Origin of the sequence: Haloarcula terrestris (assembly GCF_031624315.1) — an archaeon.
Lineage (GTDB): Archaea > Halobacteriota > Halobacteria > Halobacteriales > Haloarculaceae > Haloarcula > Haloarcula terrestris.
The window spans coordinates 227938-254716 of sequence record NZ_JAMQOM010000003.1 but is presented as its reverse complement, the minus strand read 5'-3'; the positions used below and the strand labels follow the sequence as shown (position 1 = coordinate 254716).

Below are 26779 nucleotides of genomic sequence, written 5' to 3'. Positions count from 1 at the left end.
GGCGGGACGTAGCTCCTGCTATGAGCGAACTCGACGTTGAGGCGGTCGACGACATCGACGCACCCGCGGGAATCGATGCGGCGGAGTACGTCCTCTACGGCGGGAAAGGCGGCGTGGGCAAGACGACCTGTGCCGCAGCCACGGCGCTTGCGTCCGCGCGCGACGGCACGGCGACGCTCGTCGTCTCAACGGATCCCGCCCACTCGCTGTCGGACACGCTGGAGGCGGACATTCCGGCGACGCCGACGCGGATCCGCGAGGACATCCCGCTGTACGCCGCGGAAATCGACCCCGAAGCCGCTGTCGGCGAGGGGCCGCTGGGGATGCAAGAAGACGCGCTGGGTGGCATGGGCGAACTGCTCGGCGGCGACGGGATGTTCGGCGGGAGCGCGGGCGGCGCAGCGGGCGCTGGCCAAGGTGAAGACCCCATCGGCGGCGAGGAGGGGCTGCTCGGCGGGTCGATGCCGGGGGCTGACGAGGCCGCTGCGCTTCGCCTCCTGCTGGATTACGTCGACGACGACCGCTTCGACCGCGTCGTCATCGACACCGCGCCGACAGGTCACACCCTCCGGCTGCTAGAGCTCCCCGAGACGATGGATTCGATGGTCGGGAAGATTCTGCAACTCCGCGAGCGCTTCTCCGGGATGATGGACAGCCTCGGCGGGATGTTCGGCGACGACCAGGATGTCGACGCCGAGGCCGGCATCGAGGACCTACAGGAACTGTCGGACCGCATCGAACACCTGCGGTCGATTCTGCAGGACCCTCGGAAAACGGACTTCCGAATAGTGATGGTCCCCGAAGAGCTGTCCGTAGTCGAGTCCGAGCGCCTGCTCGCGCAACTCGATGAGTTCAACATCCCCGTCAGCACGGTTGTCGTCAACCGCGTGATGCAAGACCCCAGTGAGGTTCTGGGCGAAGACGTGGACATCGCCGGCCCGAACCACGCCGACTGTGAGTTCTGCGCGCGGCGCTGGCAGGTTCAGCAGGACGCACTGGCCCGGTCACAGGATATGTTCCGCGGCCACGACGTGCGCCGCGTGCCGCTGTTCGCCGAGGAAGTGCGCGGCGAGCGGCTGCTGTCGGTCGTTGCGGCCTGTCTGGACTGAAAGAGGGGAGCTGGGTCGGCTTAGCTCGTGAGCTTCCGAATGACGCCAAAGGCCGCATCGCGCCACCGCGCCGGCAGGTAATCCAGCATGAGAAGCAGTTGTGCGCCCTGGCCGACGGGGTACCGCGGCTCGGGGTCGCTGGCGCTGGCGGCGTCGCGGATGGTCAGTGCGACCGTACCGGGTGTGACCGACAGCGCGTCCTGGATACCGACGAGACTGGAGTCCTCCTGGGCCTGATACAGCCAGTCGTACGCGCCGGTTTTGTCGAGGCTATCGAGTTCCTCGTCAGCGCGGTCGTCGAAGTTGGTCTCAACCGGGCCGGGTTCGACCAGCACCACGTCGATGCCGAACTCCTCGACCTCCATCCGGAGTGCGTCGCTGAGTCCTTCCAGCGCGAACTTCGAGGCGGCGTAGCTCCCCTGGCTGGGGAAGGCGATCCGGCCCGCGACGCTGGAGACGTTGACGATGGTGCCGTTCTCGCGAGCCCGCATGTGCGGGAGGGCTTCGCGGATAAGCCGATGCGGGCCATAGACGTTCACGTCGAACTGGTCGTGCAGTGCCGCCGTCGACACGTCCTCGACCGCGCCGAACTGCGGGTAGCCGGCGTTGTTCACCAGGCAGTCAAGGCGGCCCTCGGCGTCGATAAGGGCCTCGACGACCCGCTCGCATTCGCGGGGGTTCGTCACGTCGAGTTCGGCGGTCTGACAGCCCTCATCGTCGAGGTCTTCGATGTCCGATTCCTCACGGGCGGTCGCCCAGACAGTCCAGTCGTCGGCCAGGAACGCCTCGGCACTCGCCCGCCCGATACCCGAGGACGCCCCCGTAATCAGCACCGTCTTCGCCATGTGTTGCCCGGGAGAACACACCCCGGGAAGTTATACTGTCGGTTATCGGACGGCTTACTCGACTGATCCCTTCGCCTCGTCGGCGTAGCTGTCGGCGAGCCGGGTGGGTTCGGGGAGCTTGTAGCCGTCGGCTGTTGCTTCGACGAGGTCTGCCGCAGTCGCGGCGCTGACGCGGTGGCCGGGACTGACGATGAGCGGATTGATGTACCGGTTCGGTGAGTCGTACTGACGCGTCTGGACCGCATGGCCGATGCCCGTCCCATCGGGACAGGTTTCGACGCTGTCGTCAGCCGCAATCGGAATCCGCACGCCGTCCGGGTACGTCTCCTCCAGCGATTGCTCCGGTGTGCCACAGAGGAGGCTCTTGGCGACGCCGACGGCTGGTACGTCCATCGTGACGCCGATATGAGTCGCCAGCCCGGCCTCCCGGAAGTGGATGCGGCCGCTGCCATCGACCAGTACCACGTCTGGCTCGTGGTCCAGTTCGGCGAACGCGGACAGAATCGCGCCGCCCTCGCGGAACGACAGCAACCCAGGGATGTATGGGATTTCGGTCACCTTGACCGCGCTGACCCGCTCGATGACCTCGCCGTTTTGCAGGACGACGATCGCCGAGACGGCCTTGTCGTCGACGAACGCCTGGTCGACGCCGGCGACGAGGGGCGCGTCCGCCTGATCGTCGGTGCTGGGGCTCAGTGTCGTCTGGTCGTCGTCGGGTGCATCCCCCACAGATGCGATGGCCGCTGGCGAGAACTCCATATCGTTCTCGAACCGCGCCGCCTCGGCGATCTCCCGCTGTAGCGCCTCCATCTCCGCCTGCGAGAGCGACGGGTCCGGGACGAACTCGGGGCGAACCGGCTCCATGGTCACGGGCGACGGCGGCCGGGGCCGCCCGGGCCACCGGGTCCGCCGGGACCGCCCGGCCCGCCGCCACCGCCGAACTGGATCTGGCCGGGCATCCGGGTCTGGCCCTTGATCTTCTGGCCGTACCAGAGGCCGATGACGAGACCGATGAGGTGGGCGAGGTGGGCGATGTTACCGCCGAGCAGCCCGGCCCCCTGCATGCTGAACGTTCCGGCGATGCTCAGCAGGAAGTAGAAGCCGGTGATCGCCCAGATCGGGACGGGGATCAGGAAGTACAGATACACGCGGAGGTCCGGCTTCAGGACGGTCAGGAACGCCATGATAGCCAGTGCCGCGCCGCTGGCCCCGAGGACGCCGGCAGCCGTTCCCTGGACGGTTTGTATTGCAATCTGTCCGAGGCCGGCGAGTGCCCCGGAGACGAGGAAAAAGATAGCGAACTTCTTCGACCCGACCTGTTGCTCGACCAAGCGGCCGAAAAAGTAGATGATGATGCCGTTCCCGAAGATGTGAAACAGCGTAAACGGCTGGTGAGAGAACACTGACGTGATCCACGTCCAGACGTACTCCGGGTTGTTCGGGTGGAGGACGAACAGCGTCTGGAACGCATCCCGGCCAGCGGAAATGAGGACGAGGTGCTCCAAGATGAACACGATGCCCATAATCGCCAGGAACAGGTACGTGACGTTCCCGCGGAAGTACGCCAGCGGGCCGCCCGGTCCGGTGTCGATTCCGAGTCGGTCGGCGACGCCGCCACCCCCGGATTTCTGGCCGGTACTTACGCTCTCGTCGAACCCGCTGTCGAACACGCCGCCAGGGTCACTCCAGTTGTCTAAACCGGGGCAATCGTGCGCCTCTGGCAATCTGTGTTCCGCACAGTAGGTCCCGCCACAGTGCCCACACTGGTACGGCATGTTCTCCTGCTTTCCACAGGCATCGCACTCCGACATTGGGGTGATGTACGGGTGGGTCGTGGAAAGGGATTGTGTTTATACGAACGGGTCCCCACAGCCGGGCGCACGTCGACGTGGGCACTGTTGAGATGGGAGCGAGCGAAGCGGGTAAGGGACCCCCGATCCAATACAACGGTAGTGAAAGAGTTCGAGCGCAAACAGTTGCTGGAGCGCATCGAACGCGACAGCGCGACCGTCGGTGCGGAGATCCCCGACGAGATCGCCGTCCAGGGCGAGGAGATCGAACTCCAGTCGTTCGTCTTCGAGATCAAGCGCCGGGAGACGATTCCGCGGGGCGAACGCGAGCGCGTCGAGCAGGCCAAGAAGAACCTGCGGCGCGAGCGCCTCCAGCGAAAGCAACGCATCGAAGACAACGAGGTGAGCTACGAGCGCGGCGAGGAACTCGCCACGGCCATCATCGGTATCGACCGGGCGCTCAACGCGCTCGAACAGCTCGGTGCGGCGAATATCGAACAGGAAGCCCAGGCACAGGAGACGGCCGACAGGAAGCGCTGGATGAAGTTCCTCCAGAAAGCCCTGGGCCACGAGGACGCGGACTCCGGCACGGGTCGTGCCGGGCGGAGTTACTAACATGAGCCGGAACGACGAGATCGCGACACTGCTCGAAGAGTTCGCCGATCTGCTGGACGCGAACGGCGTCGAGTACAAGCCCCGGGCCTACCGCCGGGCGGCCGAGAACATCAGGGACTATCCCGGAGCAATCGAGGGACTGGCCGCCGAAGGTGAGGACAGCGTCGGCGAAATCGACGGTGTCGGCGACGCCATTTCCTCGAAGGTTGTCGAGTACTTTGAGACCGGCGAGATCGAGGAGCTAACGGAACTCCGCGAGGAACTGCCAGTCGAGATGGACGCCCTCACGGCGGTCGAGGGCGTGGGGCCGAAATCCGTCGGCTCGCTCTACGAGGCGCTTGGAATTACCACCCTCGATGAGTTGGAGGCAGCCGCCGAGGCCGGCGAGATACAAGAGGTCTCGGGCTTTGGCGCGAAAACGGAGCAGAACATCCTCGACAACATCGACTTCGCCCGCGAGGCCCACGAGCGCTCGCTGCTGGGCGAAGCCCGCCCGTACGGCGACCAAATTCGGGCGTACATGGCCGCCGGGGATGCTGTCGAGGAGTGTGCCCTCGGCGGGTCGATCCGGCGCTGGCGACCGACCATCGGCGACGTTGACGTGCTTGTCGGGAGCACCGACGCCGAGGCCGTCATCGAGCGATTCGCCGGCTGGGATGAACTCGACCGCGTCATCGAGTCCGGCGACACGAAGGCGAGTGCCTACGCGGATGACGTGCGGGTCGACCTGCGGGTCGTCGACCCCACAGAGTTCGGCGCGGCGCTGCAGTATTTCACCGGCAGCAAAGACCACAACGTCGCGGTCCGCAACCGCGCCATCGAGCGGGACCTGAAGGTCAACGAGTACGGGGTTTTCAGAGAGGTTCGAAGCACCTCAAGCAGTCGGACTGCGTCCGACGACGATGTCGAGGGTGTTGAGGATGACGACCAGCGAGCCGGCGAACTGGTAGCTAGCGAGAGCGAGGAAGCGGTCTATGACGCGCTTGGGATGGAGTGGGTCCCGCCGGAACTCCGCGAGAACCGAGGCGAAGTCGAAGCCGCCGCCGACGGGTCGCTCCCGGACCTGCTGGCCGAGGGCGAGGTCCGCGGTGACATCCACACCCACACGAACTGGTCCGACGGAGGCAACACTATCGCGGAGATGGTCGAGGGGGCCGCCGACTTCGGCCACGACTACCTCGCCGTCACGGACCACGCGACCGGGCCGGGAATGGTCGGCGGCGTCGGCGTCTCCGACGAGCAACTCCGCGAGCAAATGGGCGAAGTCGAGTCAGTCGCAGCGGACGCCGACATCGACGTGTTCACCGGCGTCGAGGCCAACATCGCCGCAGATGGCACTCTCTCCGTCGCCGACGACCTGCTGGCGGATTTGGATGTCGTGGTCGCCTCGTCACACGCCGCACTGGACGGCGACGGCACCGACCGCCTCGTCACGGCCGCGGAACACCCCGATGTGAACGTCATCGGTCACCCGACGGGTCGGTATCTCAACCGCCGTGAGGGGCTGGACGTTGATATCGACCGTCTCGCCGACGTTGCTGCCGCCAACGACACCGCACTCGAAATCAATGCCAACCCCGCTCGGCTGGATCTCGGCGGCGGCGCGGTCAAGCAGGCCATCGAGACCGGTGCGAACGTCGTAATCAACACGGACGCTCACAGCCCGCGAAACTTCGACCTCCTGCGCTACGGCGTCCACACGGCGCGGCGGGGATGGGCCGAGACGGACGACGTGCTGAACACCCGTGACGCAGACAGCCTCCGCAAATTCCTCGATGCCTGAGGACGGGACCCAGGAGCGGCTCGTGGTCGATGCGATGTTGGGGAAACTCGCCACGTATCTGCGGATGTGTGGCTACGACACGGCCTACGCGCTGGATCGGGACGCCGAAGCCGACGATGCCCTGCTCGACCTGGCCGTTAGCGAGGACCGACAGCTGATAACTCGGGACACGGACCTCGCCGCTCGCGCGCCGGACAGCGTCCTGCTCAGCGAGCGGGAAATCGAAGGTCAGTTGCAGGAACTCGCCGACGCCGGCTTCCGACTCTCGCTCGCGCCGGAACCGGCCCACTGTGGGGTCTGCAACGGGCCAGTCGACGAAGTCAAGCCGGAGGAACCGACGCCGGAGTACGCGCCGAATGCGAACGACGAGACAGTCTGGCGCTGTACCGACTGCGGCCAGCACTTCTGGAAGGGGAGTCACTGGGCGTCAGTCGAAGCGACACTGGACGGGCTCTAAAAGACAGAACGTCCACGGTCGTCGCTACAGTCCTTCAGCCACGGCGACGGCCTCCTCGGTCGTCCCCTCGATGACCACGCCAGTCGTAACGTCGTCTTCGGTCCAGTAGACGACAGCGCTGTCGTCGCGCTCGATGGCTGTCGCGTTCTGACCGTTCACCTGCACCGCCGTTCCGTTATCCGCGTCGTCCAGATAGCTCGACGCGCCGGTCGCGGTCAGGACCGTCACGTTCTCACCGCCAGCGTCGTACTGCTGGGCCACAGCCGTACTCTCGGGCCGGCTGATGTACCGGGCTTCCTCGAAAGCCCCAGCTTCGTATGCCGGCAGGTCCAGATCCGTCGCGGACTGCGCGGCGTCGTAGGTGTCGTAGGTCTCAGTGGTGGTGACGGCGACCCGGTCAGCCGGCGGAGCGAACTGGCTGTCGTCGATGCTGACGTTGAACTTCGTCTCTTCGACGACCACTTCGGTCCGGTTGGTCCCGTCGTCAGTGGTCAGTTTGTGGACGCGGTAGTCTTCGGTATCGACCCACAGCGTCGTGTTCGGCGCGTCGAGACTCTCGTTGGTCGGTTCGAGGTCGAGGACGTACGTCGACTCGCCGTCGACTTCGGCGGTTCCCCGGAGCGTCGCAGTGACGTTCTCTTCGGGAACCGGGTCCGTGGTGTCGTTCATCACCGCCGGGTCCTCGGGCAGTTCACGGCCGTAGGACTTGTTCTCGCCGACCGCCCAGACGACGGTCCCGTTCGTCCCCATTTCGTAGGACCGGTCTTCGCTCGTGACGGCGGCCCACGTCTTGTTCGGCTCGGCAGCGGCGTACTCGACTGTGGCCGTCGTCGACGCCGAGTCGTTCGCCACGGTCACGGTCGCTGTTCCGGTAATCGTCTCGGCTGCGTCGTAGCGCTGCTCGGCCCCGTCCAGCACCTCATCGCCGGACGGCTGTCCCATCTGGCTGAGGCCGGAAACGCCAGCGACCGCACCGGCTGCCAGTAATCCAATGGTGACGAACACCGCGACGATAGCCAGTCTCCGTCCGGTATCGGCTGTCATTACCCGGGCTTAGGACTGGAATGGTAAGTGGGTTCCTCCTATCAAAATTCGGACCACTCCGGCCGAATATAGCTACGCCGAACCCCTCATTGCTATCCAGTCCGTACCCAGGGCCGTGAGCGAGTCAGCGAACACAACCGTTCGTGTCGACGGCGTCAGCAAGCAGTACGACCTCGGCGGGACGGTGACGGCGCTGGACGACGTGAGCCTGGACCTGTCGGCGGGGTCGTACACGGCGGTGATGGGACCGAGCGGCTCCGGCAAGAGTACCCTGTTGAACCTCATCGGCGGGCTGGACACGCCGTCCTCGGGGCGGGTCGTCGTTAACGGACAAGACGTTTCGGCGGCTAGCGAAGCCGAGCGGGCAGACATCCGCGGGACTGAGGTCGGCTTCGTCTTCCAGACGTTCAATCTCATGCCGCGACTTTCCGCGGTGGAGAACGTCGCCCTGCCGCTGGTCTTCGACGGCTGGGACCGAGCCCGTCGCCGCGAGCGAGCGGTGTCACTCCTTTCCGAAGTCGGACTCGCTGACCGCACCGGCCACGTCCCCGCGGAACTCAGCGGCGGCCAGCGCCAGCGGGTCGCCATCGCCCGCGCGCTGTCGACCGACCCCGCATTGATTCTCGCCGACGAGCCCACCGGCAACGTCGACACGGACACCGGCGCGCAAATCCTCGACCTGTTCGACGACCTTCACGCAGCGGGCAACACGTTCCTGCTCGTGACCCACGAACGCCACGTGGCCGAGCGGGCGGAGCGAATCGTCCACGTCGAGGACGGTCACATCCAGTCAGTCGAGGACGTGTCCGGAGGGCAGCACTGATGGACACCGGCGAGAGCGTGCGCATCACGCTCCGGTCTATCAAGGCGCATAAGCTCCGGTCGGCGCTGACGGTCGTCGGCGTCGTCATCGGCATCGCATCGGTCATCACGTTCGCCACGTTCGGGGCCAGCGTCGAGGCGGAAATCGTCGGTGACATCGAGACCTCGAACGCTGGCAACATCTACGTGTTCGGGACCCCGTCGGGCGACGACGACTTCGACCGGACGCTCCAGCCGGTGTTTACCGAATACGACGTACAGCAGTTGGAGGGGATTGCGGGCGTGCAAGCGGTGCTCCCCCGGGGAATCGTCCAGACACAGTCGATACAGCACGGGAACCAGACGCTGGCCAGACAGCAGGTCACGGCGGTACGGCCGGCCAGCATCAACGACGGCGTCCTCGTCGACGGTCGCTCCTTCGAGGCTGCCGAGGAGGCCGTCGTCGTCAACGAGCGCATGGCCGGGTCGTTCTCGGAGAACCTCACGGTCGGCGAGCGGGTCACCATGGCGATGCCCGACGGCAGCGAGCGCACCGTCACTGTCGTTGGCGTCGTCAACGGGACCCGTGGCGAAGTCCCGGTCAGCGATTTCGCCCGTCAGCCGCGGGTGTACGTCCCCATCGACCCGTTCTACGAGTCGGTCGTCGAGAGCCCGTCGGCGGGCGTGCGACAGCGCGCGTACCCGCAGGTGACGCTCGTCGTCGACCCGCGGGCGATCCCGGAGACCCAGTCGGCCATTCAGACGTACATCTCCGGTGACGCCGACGCGCGGTCGCTATCAGCCGACGACACGGAACTGGTCGCTCGCTCGGGCAACGACTTCGTCGAGGAGATCAGCGATGTCATCGAGCGAATCACGCGCTTTGTCACCGGTATCGCCGTCATCGCGCTGGTCGTCGGCGCGATCGGCATCGCCAACGTGATGCTCGTCAGCGTCACCGAACGGACCCGGGAAATCGGCATTATGAAAGCCGTCGGCGCGCGCAACCGCGACGTGATGCAGGTATTCCTCGTCGAGGCCGCGCTGCTCGGAACACTCGGCTCGCTGCTCGGCGTTCCCCTCGGCCTGCTCGTCGGTTACGGCGCGACCCGGTACGCCGAGGTCACGTTCTCGCTCGCACCGCTGTGGATGGTGCTGGCGGTCGGCGTCGGCGTGCTGGTCGGGGTCGTCGCCGGCCTCTACCCGGCGTGGCGAGCGGCTCGGGTCGACCCCATCGACGCGCTCAGACACGAGTGAGTGGGATTCAGAACACCGAAATACGTGGTCGTCGTACCGACTGGCGATGACCCTCTCGGAGGAGGCCCGCGAACGGCTCACCGACATCGTCGAACTCCAGCCGACGAAAAACGGCGAGTTACAGGAGCGCTGGGACATGGACAGCGGCAGCGAGGTACACCAGTACCTCGAATCCGAACTCAAGGAGTACTACTACCGCAACGACAACAGCCTCATCTGTGCGACACCGGAGGCGACAACGCTCATCGACGGCGAGGACTCGGAACGGATACAGACGGTGACGGTCACCCCGCTCCAGCAGGCCATCGTCGACGTGATCGCCGGCCCCGACGAGGAGAGTCAGAGCGTCGTCGCCGTGTTACACGCGCTCCGCGAAGTCGGCGAGGACCGCGACACCGACGACGTTCGCTCCGCGCTCCGCAGTCTCGCGGACAAGGGGATCGTGGAGACAGTCGAGAAGACCGTGCCGACGTTCAGGCTGGCCGTTCCGCGCGACGAGCTTGACATCGAACTGTCCGAGGAGTGAGTCCGTACTGCTGTTTTGTCCGCTACTCCGCCAATCCCGGCCGCTGACGGCGGCGTCGCCGGTCTAATACCCGCTGTATCGCTTTGCCCGGCCCGCCGTCGAGCGGCCACGCCTTCGACCGCCACGCCGGGGGCTCCGGTTCGTAGGACGGACACTGCCCCCGACATTCCGCCGCGGTCGGCAGACAGTCTTTCGCCACACAGTGAGGATACACGCCGGTCTCGTCGGCATTGAGTTGGAAGTGGCGGCAGTCGGGACGCATCGTGTCCGCGTACGCGCGCCACCCGCGAGCGTACGCTCGCTCAGCAATGGCAAGGCGTCGCTCTCGCTTCCAGTCGGTGTCCGCGTACTCGAACCGTGCCGCGCTGGTGTCGTCATCAGGTCGGTCCAGAATACGCGTTCCGGGCTCGTCGACCGACAGCGACCGCGGCTGCCAGACCGCTTCAGCCGTCCCCGTCTCTGGGTCGACAGTCAACACGCCGGCGGCTGCGGGCAGGTCCGCCAGCAGAATCGGTTCCACGCGCTCCTCTGTCGCCGCCGTCGCAACCCACACCTCGTCGGCCAGCGACAGGGCGATGTCCCGCTGTAGTTGGGGAACGAGGTTCCTGGCGGCGCTGGCAGTGAGGTCGGGCTTGTTCTCGATGGCAACGATCCGCCGGAGCCAGTCCGGATACGGACGAATCCGACGGATTTCGATGCGATTGCCCTGCTTTCGGGTTTCGATGGCCTGCCGGTCAGCCGCTTCGTGAATCGACTCACGGACGTACCGCCACGGATAGCCCGGATCCGGGAGGGCGTCGCGGTAGTACGTCCAGTCGGCCGGCGCGTTCTGAAGCACGTGCAGAATATCTGAATCGAACACTTCCGCCCCGAATTTCGCGCGCTCCCGGAGTCCACTAGGGTCACACTCCAGTACAATCGTGTCCCAGCGGCGGTGTTTTGTTCCGAACTGTCTGGCGACCAGCACCGCCGTGTCGCTGGCAGGTGACCACGCTCGCTCGGCCCACTGACAGACAGATAGCTCGAAAGCGAACTCGGAGTCGGCTAGCACAGTCCACAGTTCGTGGGGGGCTCTAATGAGAGTCTTGATACAGGTGGTGTGCCGAACCGCTCAAAAAAAGGAAACGCTAATTACTGCTCTTCGAGGGAGACCGACGGGACATCCGCGATATCCGCGTCTGGTTCTTCTCGGAGACAGGTGTTACAGTAGTAGTTTTCGCCTTCGAAGTCCGAGAACACTGTGATCCCGAAGACGACAAACTCCTTGCCGAAGGCCCGTTTGTGTCCCGACCCTACCGATTCGAAACAGATGCTACAGCTCTCGGAACTGTTCGAAACAGCGGTCGTATTAACTGTCTCAGTCCATCCGACTGTCGAGACGGAGTGGCGTTTTTCAAGCCTGTCACGAACCGGTGGTAGAAGCGCTAATCCGATGGCTCCGTACAGGAACGTCAGGAGTACAGAAGACACGATACCGTCGCTGAAATCAACGAGACTCCCGAGCGCGGCCAGCAGGAACAGCGCGCCGAACGCGATCTGTACGTAATAGAGCGCTTCGGAGTCGATATCAATACCGCTGGACGAGGTCCCGTCGTGTCTGACCCCACAGTTCGGACAGATTTCTGCCTGAGCTTTGATGGAGTCTCCACACGATTCACAGTACACCTCTGCTGCCCCGCTGTTTGAGGGACTGTCAGTGTTGACCCCACAACTCGGACAGATGACTGCCGACTTCTTTACAGAGTCTCCGCAACTGCTGCAATACTCTTCGTCAGGAGCGAGAGACATCTGTTTAGGTGTACGTCTGTGCGAACTCCTCGTCAGACTTCGTCAGGTAGAGGATCCCCTCAATGAGTCCGACGATTGCTGGGATGAACGTCCAACAGAACAGCAGATACAGGATTCCCATGCCCGTATCACCCATGTAGAACTTGTGCACGCCCAGCCCACCGAGGAGGATCGCGAGCAGACCTGCGGTCGTTCGGTCCGGCCCGGCGTCGCTCCCGGTCGAACCGCTGCTCTGGCTGACGCCACATTCCGGACAGATCTCTGCCTCAGATTTGATAACTTCACCACAACTGGAACAGAACTGTTCGTCTGCACCCTTCGTTTGGTCTTGAGATGCCATGCTTGCCTTATAATTCTAATTCTATATAAGGTTGGGGAACGGCTTATTAGATTTGATTATTGGCATTAAGTACAAGTTATAGTATATTTGGAAATTTACATTTAATACCGAATGACAGCGCTCCGAAATAACGAAACCAGCGGCTCACCACGGCGGCGTTCCGCCTGGGTCAGTGACGCGCTACGCCTCGTCGTCTTCCCGTTCGTCGAGGAACTCGTGTGCCTCTTCGAGTATCTCGCGGGGGCCATCCTGCGTGACCGTATTGATGGCCTGCTCGTAGTCGCGCCACTGCAGGTCGCGGTGTTCTGTGGACAGTTCGGCTGACGCTTCGAAGGACTTCGCGACGAACAGGTGGACCGTCTTGTGGATGGTGTTCCCGTTCGCTTCGAACACGTAGTCGTAATCTTTGCGGAACCCGTCTAAAAGCCGGAAATCACCGATTCCGGCCTCCTCTTTCACTTCGCGTATGGCGGTCTGCTGGAGCTCTTCCTCGCCCTCGACGCCGCCCTTGGGGAACTCCCAATCGCCGGGTCGGCTCTTGAGCAGGAGGTACTCCCGCCGGCCACGCGTATCGCGAAAGAGGATGGCTCCCGCGCTCGTGGCCTCGATCATTACCGAATTTTAGGACACCGCTACTTAAGAGAATATCGGAGACACAACGGAAACAGATGGCCTTTTGTCACTCGCGGCAGAGTGTTCGTCTACAGATGCCCTTCGTCACGACGCTGACGTTCACGAGCGGGGACCGACACCGCCTCAACGACACAGTCACAGAGATCAAAGAGAGCGCCGAGCACAAGGGGGTCGAACTGAAAGGCCCACACCCGAAACAGCCACAGGAGTTGCGGGTTCCCCAATCGAAGACGCTGGGACCGAGCGGTGGCCGCTTCGATTCCTGGACCCACACTGTCTACACCCGGACAATCGAAATCGTCGGGTACGAGGAGTTCGCCCGGAACGTCACCCAGCGGACCTTCCCGAAATCCATCCACGTCGAGGCCGGCGTCGAACAGCGGACGCAGATCGGCAGCGGCTCGTAACCACGGAACTGCTGTCGGTCCGTCCTCGGTTTCTTATAAGTAACTGTGGGTCGTTGTGCCGGCATGAACGAGACTCACCAGGAGCGGCTCAGGTCCCTCCGGCGCGAACTACACAGCTATCCTGAACCCGCGTGGCGGGAGTTCCACACCACCAGTCGTATCGTCGACGAACTCGAACGGATCGGCGTCGACCAGTTGCATATCGGTCGGGACGTGCTCGATGGCGAGGCACGGATGGCGGTCCCCGACGACGGCGAACTGGAGGCCTGGCAGGCGAAAGCTCGAGCGGCCGGCGCTCGGGAAGACGTACTGGACGCAGCTACTGGCGGGTTCACCGGCGCGGTGGCCGTCCTCGAACGAGGCGAGGGGCCGACTGTCGCGCTCCGGGTCGACATCGACGCGCTTCCGATAACTGAGTCAGACGGCGCGACACACGCCCCGGCTGCAGAGGGGTTCCGCTCAGCGAACGAGGGGTACATGCACGCCTGCGGGCACGACGCCCACGCGACGATTGGCCTCGGTGTGCTGGAAGCGGTGAAAGAGAGCGACTTCACGGGGACATTCAAGATCGTCTTCCAACCGGCCGAGGAGGTCATCGGCGGCGGAAAGGCTGTCGCGGAGAGCGGCCACCTCGACGACGTGGACCACTTGTTGGCAATCCACATCGGTCTCGACCATCCGACCGGTGAAATCGTCGCTGGGGTCGACGGGTTCCTCGCTGTCCGGCAATTCAGAGCGACGTTCACTGGGGAGTCGGCCCACGCAGGCGGGCATCCGGCACAGGGGCGGGACGCTGTGCAGGCGCTCGCCACGGCTGTCCAGAACCTCCATGCGATCCGCCGCCACGGTGACGGCGCGACACGGGTCAACGCCGGGGTCGTGGAGGGCGGCACAGCGACGAACATCGTCCCCGAGGAAGCAACTATCGAGGGGGAAGTCCGCGGCGAGACGACCGCGCTCAAGGAGTACATGAACGAGCGGGCCGACACCGTCATGTCATCCGCGGCCGAGATGCACGACTGCGAGGTCGCTGTCGAGACGATGGCGGAAGCGCCGAGTGCGGTGAGCGACGACGCGCTCGCGGACGTGGTGTACGACGTGGCGGAGTCAGTCACTGGCGTCACCAGTCGCCTGCGGACCGACGACCTCGGCGGCAGCGAGGACGCCACCTATCTGATGGACCGCGTGCAGGACCACGGCGGAACGGCGACGTTCGTCGGCATCGGGACCGACCACCCCGGCGGCCACCACACTCCAACGTTCGATGTCGACGAGGACTCGCTGGCTATCGGTATCGATGTCATCAGCGAGACGGTCAGCCGACTGAGCGAGTGACTACGGCGCTTCCCAGCTGGCGAGCTGGATAGACTGGTCGCTGTCCGGTGATTGCCAGTTCAGCGTGACCGACGCCTCGGAGAGATCAGCGGCCTTCGAAAACGTCACCCGGGACCCGGCCGTGATTTCCGAGCCGGCCGCCGGTGCACCGCTGAGGCTTGCGAAGCCGTGCTGTCCGTTTGCCGTCGAGGCTCCGCTGACGGTGATGTACAGACTCCCGGCCCGAATCGAGTCACCGCTTCGGTGTTCGATTATCAGACTGTCGGGGCTCCCCGCCTCGTAGTCGAACGTAAACGCCGCTTGCGGTGTGTTTTGCCCGAGGTTTTCGGAACCTAACCCGAGGAAGAATGTCGCTGCCGTCGCCGCTAACAGGACCGTTATTGCGACCATGAGGATGACCCCTACCACTGGTGAGACTGCGCTATCGTCGGATTTGAATCTACGTGCTACCATTATTGCCCCCACTCAGGTGACGGTCGACACACTGTCGCTGTTTCGGCGACCCCCCAGTCGACCGACCCAGAGTGACTTCAATTAGATATCATATTGTTACTCAATAAATCTTTTTCATTTGCCAGGAGGTTGTTGATCTAACTACTCGGTACTGTCCCCTCCCCGAAACCGAAAAGTGCCGTCCAGAAAATTCGACGCCGATGCGTGACTGCCCTACTCAGTACTTCGGCTCTGCGCCGGTGACTGCGTAAATGTCGTCCATGATCGAGTCACGTTCGCGCTGCCACGCCTCGAAGCCGTCTCGGTCGCTGGGGTACGATTCGTAGTGCTCCAGCAGTCGGTCGGCCGCTTTCTTCGTCTGATAGAGGTCCCGAATGGTCCCCAAGTGGCCGATACTCTTGACGGCCATCTTGAGTTTGAGTCCGAGCCCGATGCTGGTCGAGCCGCCGTACAGCGCTTCAGCGAGCTTCTCGCCCGGCAGCGCGGCCAGCAGCGCCATCAGGTCGTCCACGTCGTAGGCGGTGGTGAAGATGTTGTACACGTCAAGCGCCGCGTACCGGGCCCCGAAGTGGTCCATCACGCGCTCGTTGTACTCCCAGAGCGCGGCTTCGTCGTCCGTTCGGCCCGATTCGATGGCTTCGATAGCCTGTTCGGCGGCGTAAGTTCCGGCGTAGGCCGCTCCGGCGATCCCCCCGCCGGTGGTCGGGTTGACGTGTCCGGCGGCGTCGCCGACGGCCATGAACCCGGGTGCGACGGCGGAGTCGTACGGCCGACGGGTCGGCAGCGCAGCCCCGAGTTTGTCCTGTACCTCCGCGCCCTCGAACTCGCTTCGGCCCCGGAGGTCGCGTTTGAGGTCGTCGACCAGTTCCATCGGCTCCTCGTTCATCTGGAAGCCGAGGCCGGCGTTGATCTCCGTGTCCGTGCGCGGGAAGTACCAGAGGTAGCCAGCGGAGCGCTCGGTCGGCTTGAACACGAGCGCATCGTCCCATTCGACCGGCTCGTCCACCTCGATTATCTCCCGGTAGGCCGAGCAAAACTGCGAATACTGGACGTTCGTGTCGAAGGTCGCGTCTTCGAGGTCGGTCTTGTCCTGGAGGATCGAGAGCGCGCCGGCCCCGTCGATGACGATGTCCCCCTCGTAGGTGACAGGATCGCCCTTCCGCATGGCTGTCACGCCGGTCACGCGGCCGCTATCGTCTTGCAGTACGTCCTGCACGACGGTGTCGTAGTGGAACTCCACGCCGCTGTTGTTTGCACCCTCGATGAGACAGCGACCGTACTCCCAGCGGTCGATGACAGCGAGTTCACCCGGGACGGGGATTTCGAGGACAGTGTCCTCCTGTGGGATCTCGAACCGACCGTGGTCGACACCCGTGTTCGTAAAGGCGGGTTCGAGTTGGGACTTCGGAATCGCCTCGGGGAAGTCACTGGCTCCTTTGAGCGCGTCCCCGCAGGCGATGTGGCCGGCCTCGGTCTCGTCTTTGCGCTCCACGACGACGACATCGTAGCCCGCGTCCGCGATTGTCGCGGCGGCGTAACAGCCGGATGTCCCGGCCCCGACGACGACAACGTCCACGGAAACGGTCCGTGCGGTCGCCGACTCTCGTCCGGCGTTGCCGTCCTGGTGTGTGGTCATGCACTCCCGTCCTGCCCGGAGAGAGAAAATTATTCCGACTATCGGTTTCACGGACTGCTGTCACTGTTTCCCGCGGTGACCGGTGGCTGGGCACGACTGCTGGGGCGATGGCGTACAGCGGTCGGTTCCACATCAGGGCGGCGGGTGATAAAGAGTTTTGCTGGGGGGTATCAAAGGGCCGAGCATGACCGAGTACACGGTGACGTTCGTGGGGACGGGTGAGGAGATCACCGTCTCCGAGAAGGAGACGATCCTCTCGCGGTGTATCGAGGATGGTATCGCACAGGAGTACTCCTGTCGCGTGGGGATGTGTCTGGCCTGTTCGGCTGAAATCATCGAGGGGTCGGTCACCCAGCCGGCCGCCCGCGGACTGACCGACCGGGAGCGGGAGAACTACGCGCTGACCTGCATGGCGCGACCGCAATCGGATCTGAAACTCGACCGGGGGAAGTACCCGCCGAGCATCGAAGGGGACGCCAGCCCGGAGGACGGCGACCCCACACCAGCGGACGATTAGTAGGCACTGAATACTGCTAACAATTGTCCTACTAGAAGGTCTCTAAATACCTTTAATATGGGGTTCAGATATGGCCTGATATAGAGCGGTGACACCGCGAATGAAGGACAGGTCATATAAGCAAGTGGCCCCTATAGAGTAGTGACTACAGCGTCAGCGGACGGCCTTCGACGACTGACACACGCTTCCCCAACCATGACCAGCCGCGTATACAGACTTCACTCGACACTTGAACTGCCACTGGAAGACGCCTACGATTTCTTCGAGGATCCGGACCTTCCCCCCGAAATCGCTGACATCGACATCACCCGTCGAAATAACACGCTTATCGTCAGCGCCGTCGCCAAGGACGACTCCATGAGCAAGTACACTCCGACGGCCCAGCTCAAGGCCAGCGTCACGGAAAACCGGGTGTACGAGGAGGACCCCGACGAGATGGGACCGCCCGGGGCCGCGAGTACCGGGAGTTCAGGCGGCGGCCCGCAGTGGGGCGCACTCGAAGAGGAAGAGGAGGAGATCGAGTCCGAACTCGTGGAGTACGCCTGTTTCAAGGGCGACCGCGAGACGGTGCTCCAGAACACCGCGCTACAATACGCGATGTTCGAGGTGCTGTGTGATGTCGCGAAAGTCGCGGAGAAAGGTACGCTAACCGCGATTGCGGCGGTCGACGAGGAACTCGAAGCCGTCCGCATCGTCGACGGGGAGGAGCGGCCCGCGGCGATCAACGTCGCAGAAGAACCCCGCGACGGGGACGAGGAAGAGGGCGTCAACTGGCGCGACAACGAGTTCATCTCGTAACGCTGTCTCCTCGAAGTCCGGTCACTTATCTTACTCCGTGCAGCCGGTGCTCCGGTCGTCTATCCGTTGTCGTGGGGCGAACTGTCACTCCATCGCGATGCCCGAGAGATCGGCGTCCGTGAACTGCGACGCGATCTCGATCGTGAGGTTCGCTTCGATGTAGGCTGCGATCACGATGAGCACAGCGGCCGTCGCGAGTAGCCAGCCGGCTTCCCGGATATCCTGTCCGGTGACGAGTTCGGGCGCACGCCCGCGGATGTACTGAATCGTTTGCCACCCAAACCGGAGGCCGACGGCAGCGACAATAAGCAATGCCGGGATCTCGATAATTCCGTGGGGGACGATCAGTGCGGCCACGACGACGGGGGAGACCTGATTGAGCGCGATACCGACGACGACGCCGATGACGAGGCCGTTCAACACCAGCGACAGCACCGTCATGGTCCCGAGCGAGACGGCACCGAGTGCCATGACGAGCAACGCACCGAGATTGTTGATCGTCAGCGAGAGCGTGGTTAGTTCGGCCGGCATGAAGGGGTTCTCGCCGGTCGTACCCGGATTCTGGAGCCATTCGGCGGGTATCTGACTGCCGAGCGCGTACCCGACAAGCACACTGACAACCAGTATCAGCGCAGCGACGGGGACGTAGTACAAGAGCCAGCGGTGAAAGAGGCGGGCTGGAAGGCTTGGGCGGTCGTCCATATCATCCCTTTTACACCACCAGCAAAAAACCCGAGTGACCCAGTGTGGCGCGGACAGCGTTTTATTTGCCACCGTCTCACACACCTGTAGAAAATCCAAAAAGTACTTGACACTCGTAATTATATCTCATTACACTATGTCCGAATCAGCAGAGTTCCCGGACTATCTGGACGTTGATTACACTGACGGGGAAGGCGAAGACCCCGAGGAGTACCCGACTGTCAACCACAAGATCGAGAAGGCTATCGAGGTCACGAAGGCCGGCCTCGAACAGTACGAGAACCCGGTCGTGATGTGGACGGGCGGCAAGGACTCGACGCTGACGCTGTATTTCGTCAAGGAGGTCGCCGACCGCTTCGACCTCGAAGTCCCGCCGGTCGTCTTCATCGACCACTACCAGCACTTCGACGAACTCATCGACTTCGTCGAGCACTGGGCCGACGAGTGGGACCTCGATGTCATCTGGGCGCGCAACGAGGACGTGGGCAACTACGTCGACGAGAACGGCCTCGAACCGGGCGACGACATCCCCATCGACGAACTCTCCGAGCACAACCAGCACCACGTGCGGAACATCCTCGAATACGAGGAAGACACGTTCCCGTTCCTGCTTGACACCTACGTCGGTAACCACCTCCTGAAGACGGTGGCGCTCAACGACGCCATCGAGGAGCACGATGTCGACGGCATCCTCTCGGGCATCCGCTGGGACGAGCAGGAGTCCCGCGCCGACGAGACGTTCTTCTCGCCGCGTCACGACCCGGATATCTACCCGCCCCACGACCGCATCCAGTCGATTCTCCAGTTCGCGGAGGCCGACGTGTGGGAGGCCTTCTGGAACTTCGTCGTCCCGGACACCGTCGAGGGCTACCCCGAGGACGGCTACGTGCCACAGGGCCAGGACGACCTGCCCGAGGGCATCGAGAAGGAAGACGTGCCGGTCTCGCCGAAGTACTTCGCCGGGTTCCGCTCGCTCGGGAGCGAGGTCAGCACCGACAAGTCCGCCGAGGAGCCCGCCTGGCTGCAGGACATGGAGAACACGACCGAGCGCGCCGGCCGCGCCCAGGACAAAGAGGACCTGATGGAGCGCCTGCGCGACCTCGGCTACATGTAAACGGGCGCAACCCCTCGCTGCTTCTGCGGTATTCTTTTTATTGACCGATAGCCCCGCCAATGGTAGCGGATAGATCGTCTGTGCCAGACCCCACATCCGGGTCCGCAAAAATGAATGTCGCGTGGTGAGGCGTTGCTACGACCAGAGCTCACCTCGACCTCGAATGTTGGGACTGTATCACTTCGACACGAGTCGATGTAGCTCGCTTCGGTGGGGAGTCCGAGCGCCATGTGACCTACACAGTTCGATTTCAGACTATGCTCGCGTCTTCCGGTTTCCACACAGGAACGGCCACACACGTCGACCAGGGATTCCATTTATTTCCTTGTTCATCCTTTCTGAACGGTGCAATTATCTGTTCGACTGACCGAGACAACCCACGCTAAGCCGCCATATAGCCTGAAATCAACCATTTTAGAGATTATAGACGATTGTCGAGGAAAGGTTTAGGTACTGTCGAATGGTACCCGTACATGAATGAGTTCAGACCAGTACAACTGTCCGAACTGCGGGACGGAACTGAGCTACCAGACCACGAAGCACAACGGCTGTTCGAACTGCGGCTTCGTTCCCCCGCACAGCGCTGAGTAACGAGATCGAGCTAGCGGACCCCTGCGCCGATAGCCTGCGAAACTGCCTTCCGGGGCGTCCCGACAGAAAGCCACCGCGGTTAGCACCGACGCTTCGCATCTGTCCCCTGTGCGATCCTGCCGCGAAGGAAGCTATTGCTTTCGGTCGCTACGTTACCGACCATCCCGTTATCGTTCGACTGGTTGCCACTCGAAATGGGCGCGGAGTGTATCTGGTCCGAACAGCCGAGGGAAACTGTGCGGGAGAGTCGGTCGGTAACCTATACGTATCAGTCCGGGGACTGGTTGAGTCCGGTACCTATTTTTTTAGGCTCGCCGTATCCACACCTGTGACTAACCGCACGGAACGGGGGATTCTCGCCGGCGTGATCTTCGCCGTCTTGCTCGCGCAGGTCCTCCTGTATCCGGGGGTCGACAGACTGGTCCGGACGTTGGGAGCGACGACGGATCTGAACGCCAGCATGTGGTTCCTCGCCGCCGAGTTCGGGGCCTTCGTCGCCTTTGCCGGCGTCTGGGGCGCGCTCAGTGATTCGGCCGGACGACGAAAGCCGTTCATTATCGGCGGGGCGGCCGCGAGCGCGGTGCTGTACGCCCTCCTCGCGTGGCTCCCCGGTGCAGTGTCGCTCCCGTTTGTCGGCGTTCTGGTCCTGCGGGTGCTTCAGGGCGGGGCCACGATCGCCGCGTTCTCGCTGGCCATGACGATGCTGATGGACCTCGACGGCGGCCACGGCAAGAACATGGGGGCGGCCGGTATCGCCATCGGCAGCGGCACAGCGCTTGGCGCGCCGCTGGGCGGCCAGTTGTACGAGATACAGACGACCCTGCCGCTGTATGCAGCAAGCGGGCTCTCGCTCGTCGTCGCAGTCATCGCCGTCTTCGTGACCGACCGCGCACCGTCGGGGGACCGGTCGGGGCTGGCTGCGACCGTGTCCGGCCTCAGACGGCGGCCGACGCTCGGCGTCCCATTCGCCTTCGGCTTCATCGACCGGCTCACAGCGGGCTTTTTCGCACTCGTCGGGACGCTGTATTTCAGGGAGACGTTCGAGCTGGGGCCGGGCGAAACCGGCATCATGCTGGCGCTGTTTTTCGCCCCTTTCGCCCTGCTACAGTACCCCTTCGGCGTGCTCTCGGACCGTATCGGCCGAACGATTCCTATCGTCGCCGGGTCGGTACTGTACGGCCTCACCGTCGTCGGCGTCGGGCAGGCTCCGACAGTCACCATCGCCGGCGCGGGGATGGTGCTAACGGGCGTCATCGGCGCGCTGATGGCCCCGGCGACGATGGCGCTCGTCTCGGACCTCGCAAGCGAGACGGAACGCGGGACCGCCATGGCCGGGTTCAACATCTTCGGCAGCGTCGGCTTCCTCGCCGGCATCCTCGTCGGGGGGACCGTCGCGGGGGCCTTCGGCTACCCCATTGCCTTCCTCGTCGCCGGCGGCACGGAAGTCGTTCTCGCGGTGCTCGCGCTACCCGGACTGCTGCGGCTCGAAAAGCCGACCGAGGACGCCGTCAGTGGCTGACTAGGACGCTTCGCGCACTTCCTCAAGCGCCTCGGGGTTCTCGATGCTGGACATGTCGCCCAGGTCTTCGCCGCGGTAGACGCCGGCAATCGCCCGGCGGATGATCTTCCCGCTCTGGGTCTTGGGGAACTCGTCGACGAACAGCACCTCGCGGGGCCGGAACGGCTTCCCGAGTTCTTCGCCGACGGCAGCGCGGATGGCCTCGCGGAGTTCATCGGAGGGTTCGTAGCCCGGTTCGAGTACGGTATAGAGGACGACGGCAGTGCCGGTGGTGTCGTCCGGCGCACCGACGGCGGCGGCCTGGTTCACCGCCTCGTGTTCCATCGCCGCGCCCTCGACCTCTGCGGGGCCGACCTTCCGCCCGGCGACGTTGAGCACGTCGTCGGCCCGGCCATGCAGGAACCAGAGGCCGTCCGTGTCTTTCTGTGCCCAGTCGCCGTGGTTCCAAACATCGTCCCAAGTCGACCAGTACTCGTCGAGGTAGCGCTCGTCGCCGCTCCACAGCGAGCGGGTCATCGACGGGCAGGAGTCCCGAGCGACCAGATAGCCGCGCTCGTGGGTATCTGCGATGGACTCGCCGTCGGAATCGACGATGTCGATGTCCATCCCCAGTCCGGGACCACCGAGCGTGCAGGGTTTGAGCGGCTGAATCGGCATCGGCATCAGGAAACACCCCATGATCTCGGTCCCGCCGGAGATGTTGATGATGGGGCAGTCCTCGTTGCCGACGTTCTCGTAGAACCACAGCCAGCTCTCGGGGTCCCAGGGTTCGCCGGTCGACCCGAGCAGGCGAAGGCTGGAGAGGTCGTGGCCCTCGAGCCACTCGTCACCCTTCTTTCGCAGTGCCCGGACGGCTGTGGGAGAGACACCGAAGGTGGTGAGGTCGTGGCGGTCGATCATCGCCCAGAAGCGGTCCGGTTCGGGGTGGTCCGGCGCGCCCTCGTACATGAAGACGGTCCCGCCGAAGGCGTGGTTCCCGAGCAGCGTCCAGGGGCCCATCATCCAGCCGATATCGCTCACCCAGAAGAAGCGGTCGCTGGGCTTGTGGTCGAAACCGAAGTGAATCTCTTTGGCCGCCTGCATGAGCGCGCCGGCGTGCGTGTGGACGATGCCCTTCGGCTTCCCGGTCGTTCCAGAGGAGTACAGCAGCATGGACGCCTGATTACTCGGGAGTTCCGTGGCCGCGTACTCGTCGTCGGCCGTCTCTATGGCTTCCTCCCACCACTCGTCGCGGCGGGTCCAGCGAATCGTCTCGTCGGGGTTGTCGGCGACGCCGAGGCGGTCGTAGACCACGGTGTGTTCGACTGGTGTTGTCCCGAGTTCGTCGCCGGCCTGCTTGATGGCCTCGTCGGCGCTCGCCTTGAGGTGGACTTCGGATCCCCGGCGGTAGAAGCCGTCGCCGGTGAACAGCACGGAACACTCGGCGTCGGCGATGCGGGTCGCCGTCGCGTCGACGCCGAATCCGGAGAAGATGGGGACGGCGATTGCGCCGACTTTGAGACAGCCGTACAGTATCGATGCGACCTCTGGAACCATCGGCATGTACAGGCCGACGGTGTCACCCGTGCCGACGCCAACCGACTCCAGGTAGTTCGCCACTTTGCTGGCCTGTCGGTTCAGTTCGTGGTACGTGACCTCCCGCACGTCGCCGGGTTCGCCCTCCCAGATGAGGGCTACCGTGTTGCGGGTCGGGCTGTCCCGGGCCGCGTGCCGGTCCAGTACGTTGTGGGCGGCGTTGATGGTTCCGCCGGGGTACCAATCGGTGAACTGTGGGCCGCCGCGGCTCGCGGTTTCACCGTCTTCTCGCGGGCCTTGCCCGCTCGAACGGTCCGCGGAACTCTGTTCCGCGCTACTCGCGCTGTCCGGGGCGCTGTGCGCCCCGCTGTCGTCTCGGACCTCGTCGTATTCCTCGAAGAACTCAATATCGAGATACTCCGGGAGTACGTCCCAGAACCAGTCGACGCCGGATTCCGGTTCGTCGGGGAGGTCCGTAGTCGTTCGCTCGATGAGTTCGTCGTAGTCCTCGATGTCGTAGGCCTGCATGAACTCCCAGACGTTCGTCGACTCGATGAACGCCCGGCCCGGTTCGTGGACGATGGTGTCGGTGTGTTGTTGCTCGCTCATTGGCTGTGTGTTTGCTAGAGAGTTACAGACATGTACCGCGGATTGGTATGTGGTGCGTCCGTCCGGCGGTCGTGGTTGGCCAAGTCCGCACAGCGGGCGGTGGACGGTAGTGAGTCATGTTCACACAAATACTTCTCACTCGTAGGTCTTTGTCATTCCGCCGTCGAACAGCAGGTCGCCGCCGTTGAGGTGGTCGGCGTGGGACGAGAAGCCGAACACGAAGAGGTTCGCCACGTCGATGGGGTCCATCATCTCCTTGACGCGGGCCTGGCCCAACATTACGTCATCAATGACCTCGTCGACGCTGATGCCGCGCTGCTCGGCGGTGTCGGGAATCTGGTCGACGACCAGCGGCGTCTTCACGTAGCCCGTACTGATTGAGAAGCCCCGGAGGCCGCCGCCGCCCTCGGCGGCGATAGACTGGGTGAGTCCACGCAAGCCGAACTTCGAGACGTTGTAGGCCACCTTATCGGAGGTGACGTAGTGGCCGTGAACCGACGCCATGTTGCCGATTGCGCCGACGCCGTCGTCGGTTCCGCGGATGTGGGGGATGACCCGCTTCGAGAGCGCGAGCGGGGCGCGAAGCATTACGTCGTGCATCTGGTCGTATTTCTCCATCGGGAAGTCCTCGATGGCGTCGATGTGTTGCAGGCCGGCGATGTTGGCGAGGTAGCGCACCGTGCCGTGGGACGCGGCGGTCTCGACGATGTCGTCGATGTCGGCGTCGTTGCCGAGATCGCCAGCTACGGTTTCGACGGCCCCGTCGAGATCGAGGTCCGCCGCCGTGGCCGCCACTTCGCCGAGGCCGTCTTCGTCGATGTCCGTTGCGACGGCAGTCACTCCGTTGGCGGCCATCGCCAGCGCCGTCGCCCGGCCGATACCTGACCCGCCGCCGGTTACCAGACAGACCGTGTCGCTCGTGTAGTGGTCGTCGTCGACGAACAGGATCGACGACTCGTCGATGGGCTCGACTTCGAGCCGCTCGTGTGAGGTACTGGATGCCATTCGATCACATGTTTTCTAGACACCGCCGAATAGGGGCGGGTTGACATGTATACCCGACCGGACGATATGGCGAGAACAGCAAGTGGCTGGGACCGAAGCCACAGCGATCCGTGGTTTACGTGTAAACCTCCCGTTATTCGGGGGTTACGTCGGAAGAATCAGTCATCCCTGTGAGCGTGGCACACACCACGTGACGAGACAGCCCGGACGGGGCTCATCGGGACACACCTATGAAACAAAGTGCTAACACGGATCATGACAGTGAGGGTATCGGCAGGCGACAACTGCTCGCGGCGGTCGGCGGCTCGGCTGTCGCCGCGGCGCTCGCCGGCTGCTCGACCCTGCTGAGCGACGGCGAGGCGGCCGACCAGGGTGAGCAGTCCGGCGGCGAGATCTCGGACGAACCGATAGCGGCCGGACTGTTGACGTTTACACGGGGCGCACCGGGCGTCCTCGGCATTCAGGCCCAGCGCGGGGCCGAGCTGGCGGTCCAGCGTATCAACGAAGCAGGCGGTATCGGCGGGCAACGCGAGATCGAACTCGACGTGGTCAACGAGGGATCGAACGCGCTCGACGGCTACAACCAGTTCATCGAGGAGGGCAAGGAGGTCACGTTCGGCCCGATTTCCAGCGGGACCCACAGCCAGATCGCCCCCGAGGTCGAGAAAAACGAGGTCATCAACGTCGGCACCGACGGGACGGTGACGACGCTCTACGAGGAGACCGTCCCCGACCCGACCTACTCCTTTCGCTTCCAGAACTACGACATCATGGAAGTAGTGACGATGGCTCGTGAGGCCGTCGAGCGCATCGGCGCGGACAACATCTCGACCGTCGCCGGCGTCAACCCCGGCTACTCCTTCGGCGAGGACGAGATGCAGGTGTTCACACAGGCCATCCAGCAGCTCACGGACGCCGAAATCGTCTACGAGGGGTTCCCGGAACTGGGCGCAAGCGATATGTCCAACCACATCACCTCGATCAACAACGAGGAGCCGGACGTAACCTTCTCCAGTCTGTGGGGCGGCGACGTGACGACGTTCGTCCGGCAGGCGAACGCCAACAACATGTTCGAGAACACGACGGTGTTCGGGACGACGCTGTACAGCGCGGCCGGCGACGTGCCGGGCGACGCGCTGGCGGGCACAGACATCTACTCCGGGTCGCGCAACTACTACTGGGGCCTGCCGGCGCTGGGTAACTGGCAGCCAGGCCAAGAGCTATTCGACGCTGCGACACAGCAGGACGGGGTGACAGTGCCGACGGCTCACTACATGAGCGGCTACGGCGCAGTCACCGCGTGGGCGACAGCCGTCGAGAAGGCAATCGACCTGCTCGGGACCTATCCCAGTCAGGAGCAGATCGCGCAAGTCCTGGAGGGCCACGGCTTCTTCACGCCGGCCGGCTACCACAACATGGCCGAGGACCACCAGGGGGCGTCGAACTCCTTCGCCGGGCAGATGGTGTACGACGACGACCTCGGCGCAGCCCGGCTCAACGACGTGAACACCTACGCGGCGACCGAGACTGCGCCGCCGCCCGGTGTCACCGGCAGCGACTGGCTGGAGAGCTGGAGCGCCTGAGATCGAG

Annotated in this window: 27 protein-coding genes; 14 read left to right on the top strand and 13 right to left on the bottom strand. The window is 63.8% G+C overall.

Translation table 11 applies throughout. The annotated features are described in order from the left end of the window. Positions 1-20 precede the first annotated feature (20 nt). Positions 21-1109: an ArsA family ATPase gene (locus NDI54_RS08335; protein ID WP_310895997.1), complete on the top strand. Its 1089-nt coding sequence runs from the start codon at positions 21-23 to the stop codon at positions 1107-1109. A gap of 20 nt (positions 1110-1129) precedes the next feature. Here the strand turns inward: NDI54_RS08335 and NDI54_RS08330 are convergent, their stop codons facing one another. From NDI54_RS08330 to NDI54_RS08320, 3 genes are read right to left on the bottom strand one after another with little or no spacing between them, the layout of a single operon-like run. Next, the gene (locus NDI54_RS08330) at positions 1130-1954 is read right to left on the bottom strand and encodes an SDR family NAD(P)-dependent oxidoreductase (protein WP_310895996.1); all 825 of its coding nucleotides are present in this window, start codon (positions 1952-1954) and stop codon (positions 1130-1132) included. Positions 1955-2008: 54 nt separating this feature from the next. After that, positions 2009-2818, bottom strand: coding sequence for an endonuclease V (locus NDI54_RS08325; RefSeq protein WP_310895995.1), 810 nt, complete (start codon positions 2816-2818; stop codon positions 2009-2011). 2 nt (positions 2819-2820) lie between these two features. Next, positions 2821-3765: a rhomboid family intramembrane serine protease gene (locus tag NDI54_RS08320; protein WP_310895994.1), complete on the bottom strand. Its 945-nt coding sequence runs from the start codon at positions 3763-3765 to the stop codon at positions 2821-2823. Positions 3766-3906: 141 nt separating this feature from the next. Between NDI54_RS08320 and NDI54_RS08315 the strand changes: the two genes are divergently transcribed. Genes NDI54_RS08315 through NDI54_RS08305 form a run of 3 tightly spaced genes read left to right on the top strand, consistent with a single transcriptional unit; the run spans position 3907 to position 6599 of the window. After that, positions 3907-4359 (top strand): DUF5788 family protein, encoded by a 453-nt coding sequence (locus NDI54_RS08315; protein ID WP_310895993.1) that lies wholly within the window; start codon positions 3907-3909, stop codon positions 4357-4359. A gap of 1 nt (position 4360) precedes the next feature. Then, positions 4361-6142 (top strand): helix-hairpin-helix domain-containing protein, encoded by a 1782-nt coding sequence (locus tag NDI54_RS08310; protein WP_310895992.1) that lies wholly within the window; start codon positions 4361-4363, stop codon positions 6140-6142. Next, the gene (locus NDI54_RS08305) at positions 6135-6599 is read left to right on the top strand and encodes a Mut7-C RNAse domain-containing protein (protein WP_310895991.1); all 465 of its coding nucleotides are present in this window, start codon (positions 6135-6137) and stop codon (positions 6597-6599) included. The genes NDI54_RS08310 and NDI54_RS08305 overlap by 8 nt, the downstream gene beginning before the upstream one ends. Positions 6600-6623: 24 nt before the next feature. Here the strand turns inward: NDI54_RS08305 and NDI54_RS08300 are convergent, their stop codons facing one another. Next, on the bottom strand, positions 6624-7643 hold the full coding sequence (locus tag NDI54_RS08300) for a LolA family protein (protein WP_310895990.1): 1020 nt from the start codon (positions 7641-7643) through the stop codon (positions 6624-6626). A 115-nt stretch (positions 7644-7758) separates the two neighbouring features. Here NDI54_RS08300 and NDI54_RS08295 point away from each other — a divergent pair, with 115 nt between their 5' ends. Genes NDI54_RS08295 through NDI54_RS08285 form a run of 3 tightly spaced genes read left to right on the top strand, consistent with a single transcriptional unit; the run spans position 7759 to position 10227 of the window. Beyond that, positions 7759-8466, top strand: coding sequence for an ABC transporter ATP-binding protein (locus NDI54_RS08295; protein WP_310895989.1), 708 nt, complete (start codon positions 7759-7761; stop codon positions 8464-8466). Beyond that, a complete protein-coding gene (locus tag NDI54_RS08290) occupies positions 8466-9701 on the top strand; it encodes an ABC transporter permease (RefSeq protein ID WP_310895988.1) in 1236 nt (411 codons plus the stop codon). Before NDI54_RS08295 ends, NDI54_RS08290 begins: the two co-directional genes overlap by 1 nt. Before the next feature lie 46 nt (positions 9702-9747). Further along, complete coding sequence (locus NDI54_RS08285; RefSeq protein ID WP_310895987.1) at positions 9748-10227, top strand: DUF5797 family protein; 480 nt, start codon at positions 9748-9750, stop codon at positions 10225-10227. 22 nt (positions 10228-10249) lie between these two features. Here NDI54_RS08285 and NDI54_RS08280 read toward each other — a convergent pair whose 3' ends face one another. The 4 genes from NDI54_RS08280 to NDI54_RS08265 form a co-directional block, all read right to left on the bottom strand. Beyond that, complete coding sequence (locus NDI54_RS08280; RefSeq protein WP_310895986.1) at positions 10250-11278, bottom strand: DUF5787 family protein; 1029 nt, start codon at positions 11276-11278, stop codon at positions 10250-10252. Between the two features lie 80 nt (positions 11279-11358). Then, positions 11359-12015: a double zinc ribbon domain-containing protein gene (locus NDI54_RS08275; protein WP_310895985.1), complete on the bottom strand. Its 657-nt coding sequence runs from the start codon at positions 12013-12015 to the stop codon at positions 11359-11361. A gap of 4 nt (positions 12016-12019) precedes the next feature. Further along, positions 12020-12355 carry an NINE protein gene (locus NDI54_RS08270; protein WP_310895984.1) on the bottom strand — a complete coding sequence of 112 codons (336 nt, stop codon included), beginning with the start codon at positions 12353-12355 and terminating at the stop codon, positions 12020-12022. 180 nt (positions 12356-12535) lie between these two features. Then, a complete protein-coding gene (locus NDI54_RS08265; protein ID WP_310895983.1) occupies positions 12536-12967 on the bottom strand; it encodes a bis(5'-nucleosyl)-tetraphosphatase in 432 nt (143 codons plus the stop codon). Positions 12968-13062: 95 nt separating this feature from the next. On the opposite strand from NDI54_RS08265, the gene NDI54_RS08260 reads away from it, so the two are divergent. Both NDI54_RS08260 and NDI54_RS08255 read left to right on the top strand, forming a co-directional pair. After that, the gene (locus tag NDI54_RS08260) at positions 13063-13395 is read left to right on the top strand and encodes an uS10/mL48 family ribosomal protein (protein ID WP_310895982.1); all 333 of its coding nucleotides are present in this window, start codon (positions 13063-13065) and stop codon (positions 13393-13395) included. Between the two features lie 63 nt (positions 13396-13458). Further along, positions 13459-14730, top strand: a complete 1272-nt coding sequence (locus NDI54_RS08255; protein WP_310895981.1) for an amidohydrolase — start codon at positions 13459-13461, stop codon at positions 14728-14730. On the opposite strand, the gene NDI54_RS08250 is transcribed toward NDI54_RS08255, so the two are convergent. Together NDI54_RS08250 and NDI54_RS08245 are read right to left on the bottom strand one after the other, a co-directional pair. Beyond that, positions 14731-15183 (bottom strand): type IV pilin N-terminal domain-containing protein, encoded by a 453-nt coding sequence (locus NDI54_RS08250; protein WP_310895980.1) that lies wholly within the window; start codon positions 15181-15183, stop codon positions 14731-14733. Positions 15184-15400: 217 nt separating this feature from the next. Further along, on the bottom strand, positions 15401-16819 hold the full coding sequence (locus NDI54_RS08245; RefSeq protein WP_310895979.1) for a geranylgeranyl reductase family protein: 1419 nt from the start codon (positions 16817-16819) through the stop codon (positions 15401-15403). A 184-nt stretch (positions 16820-17003) separates the two neighbouring features. Between NDI54_RS08245 and NDI54_RS08240 the strand changes: the two genes are divergently transcribed. Together NDI54_RS08240 and NDI54_RS08235 are read left to right on the top strand one after the other, a co-directional pair. After that, positions 17004-17336, top strand: a complete 333-nt coding sequence (locus NDI54_RS08240; protein WP_310895978.1) for a 2Fe-2S iron-sulfur cluster-binding protein — start codon at positions 17004-17006, stop codon at positions 17334-17336. Positions 17337-17531: 195 nt separating this feature from the next. Then, positions 17532-18134: a DUF7110 family protein gene (locus tag NDI54_RS08235; RefSeq protein ID WP_137682131.1), complete on the top strand. Its 603-nt coding sequence runs from the start codon at positions 17532-17534 to the stop codon at positions 18132-18134. An 84-nt stretch (positions 18135-18218) separates the two neighbouring features. On the opposite strand, the gene NDI54_RS08230 is transcribed toward NDI54_RS08235, so the two are convergent. Next, positions 18219-18836: a stage II sporulation protein M gene (locus NDI54_RS08230; RefSeq protein ID WP_310895977.1), complete on the bottom strand. Its 618-nt coding sequence runs from the start codon at positions 18834-18836 to the stop codon at positions 18219-18221. Between the two features lie 136 nt (positions 18837-18972). Here NDI54_RS08230 and NDI54_RS08225 point away from each other — a divergent pair, with 136 nt between their 5' ends. Continuing rightward, a complete protein-coding gene (locus NDI54_RS08225; protein ID WP_310895976.1) occupies positions 18973-19950 on the top strand; it encodes a phosphoadenosine phosphosulfate reductase family protein in 978 nt (325 codons plus the stop codon). 919 nt (positions 19951-20869) lie between these two features. Further along, on the top strand, positions 20870-22060 hold the full coding sequence (locus tag NDI54_RS08220) for an MFS transporter (RefSeq protein WP_310895975.1): 1191 nt from the start codon (positions 20870-20872) through the stop codon (positions 22058-22060). On the opposite strand, the gene NDI54_RS08215 is transcribed toward NDI54_RS08220, so the two are convergent. After that, the gene (locus NDI54_RS08215) at positions 22061-24184 is read right to left on the bottom strand and encodes an acyl-CoA synthetase (protein WP_310895974.1); all 2124 of its coding nucleotides are present in this window, start codon (positions 24182-24184) and stop codon (positions 22061-22063) included. It lies immediately after the preceding gene. 135 nt (positions 24185-24319) lie between these two features. Beyond that, entirely contained in the window at positions 24320-25189 is an 870-nt protein-coding gene (locus NDI54_RS08210; RefSeq protein ID WP_310895973.1) for an SDR family oxidoreductase, read from the bottom strand. Positions 25190-25419: 230 nt separating this feature from the next. Between NDI54_RS08210 and NDI54_RS08205 the strand changes: the two genes are divergently transcribed. Next, on the top strand, positions 25420-26772 hold the full coding sequence (locus tag NDI54_RS08205) for an ABC transporter substrate-binding protein (RefSeq protein ID WP_310895972.1): 1353 nt from the start codon (positions 25420-25422) through the stop codon (positions 26770-26772). The last annotated feature ends 7 nt before the right edge of the window (positions 26773-26779 follow it).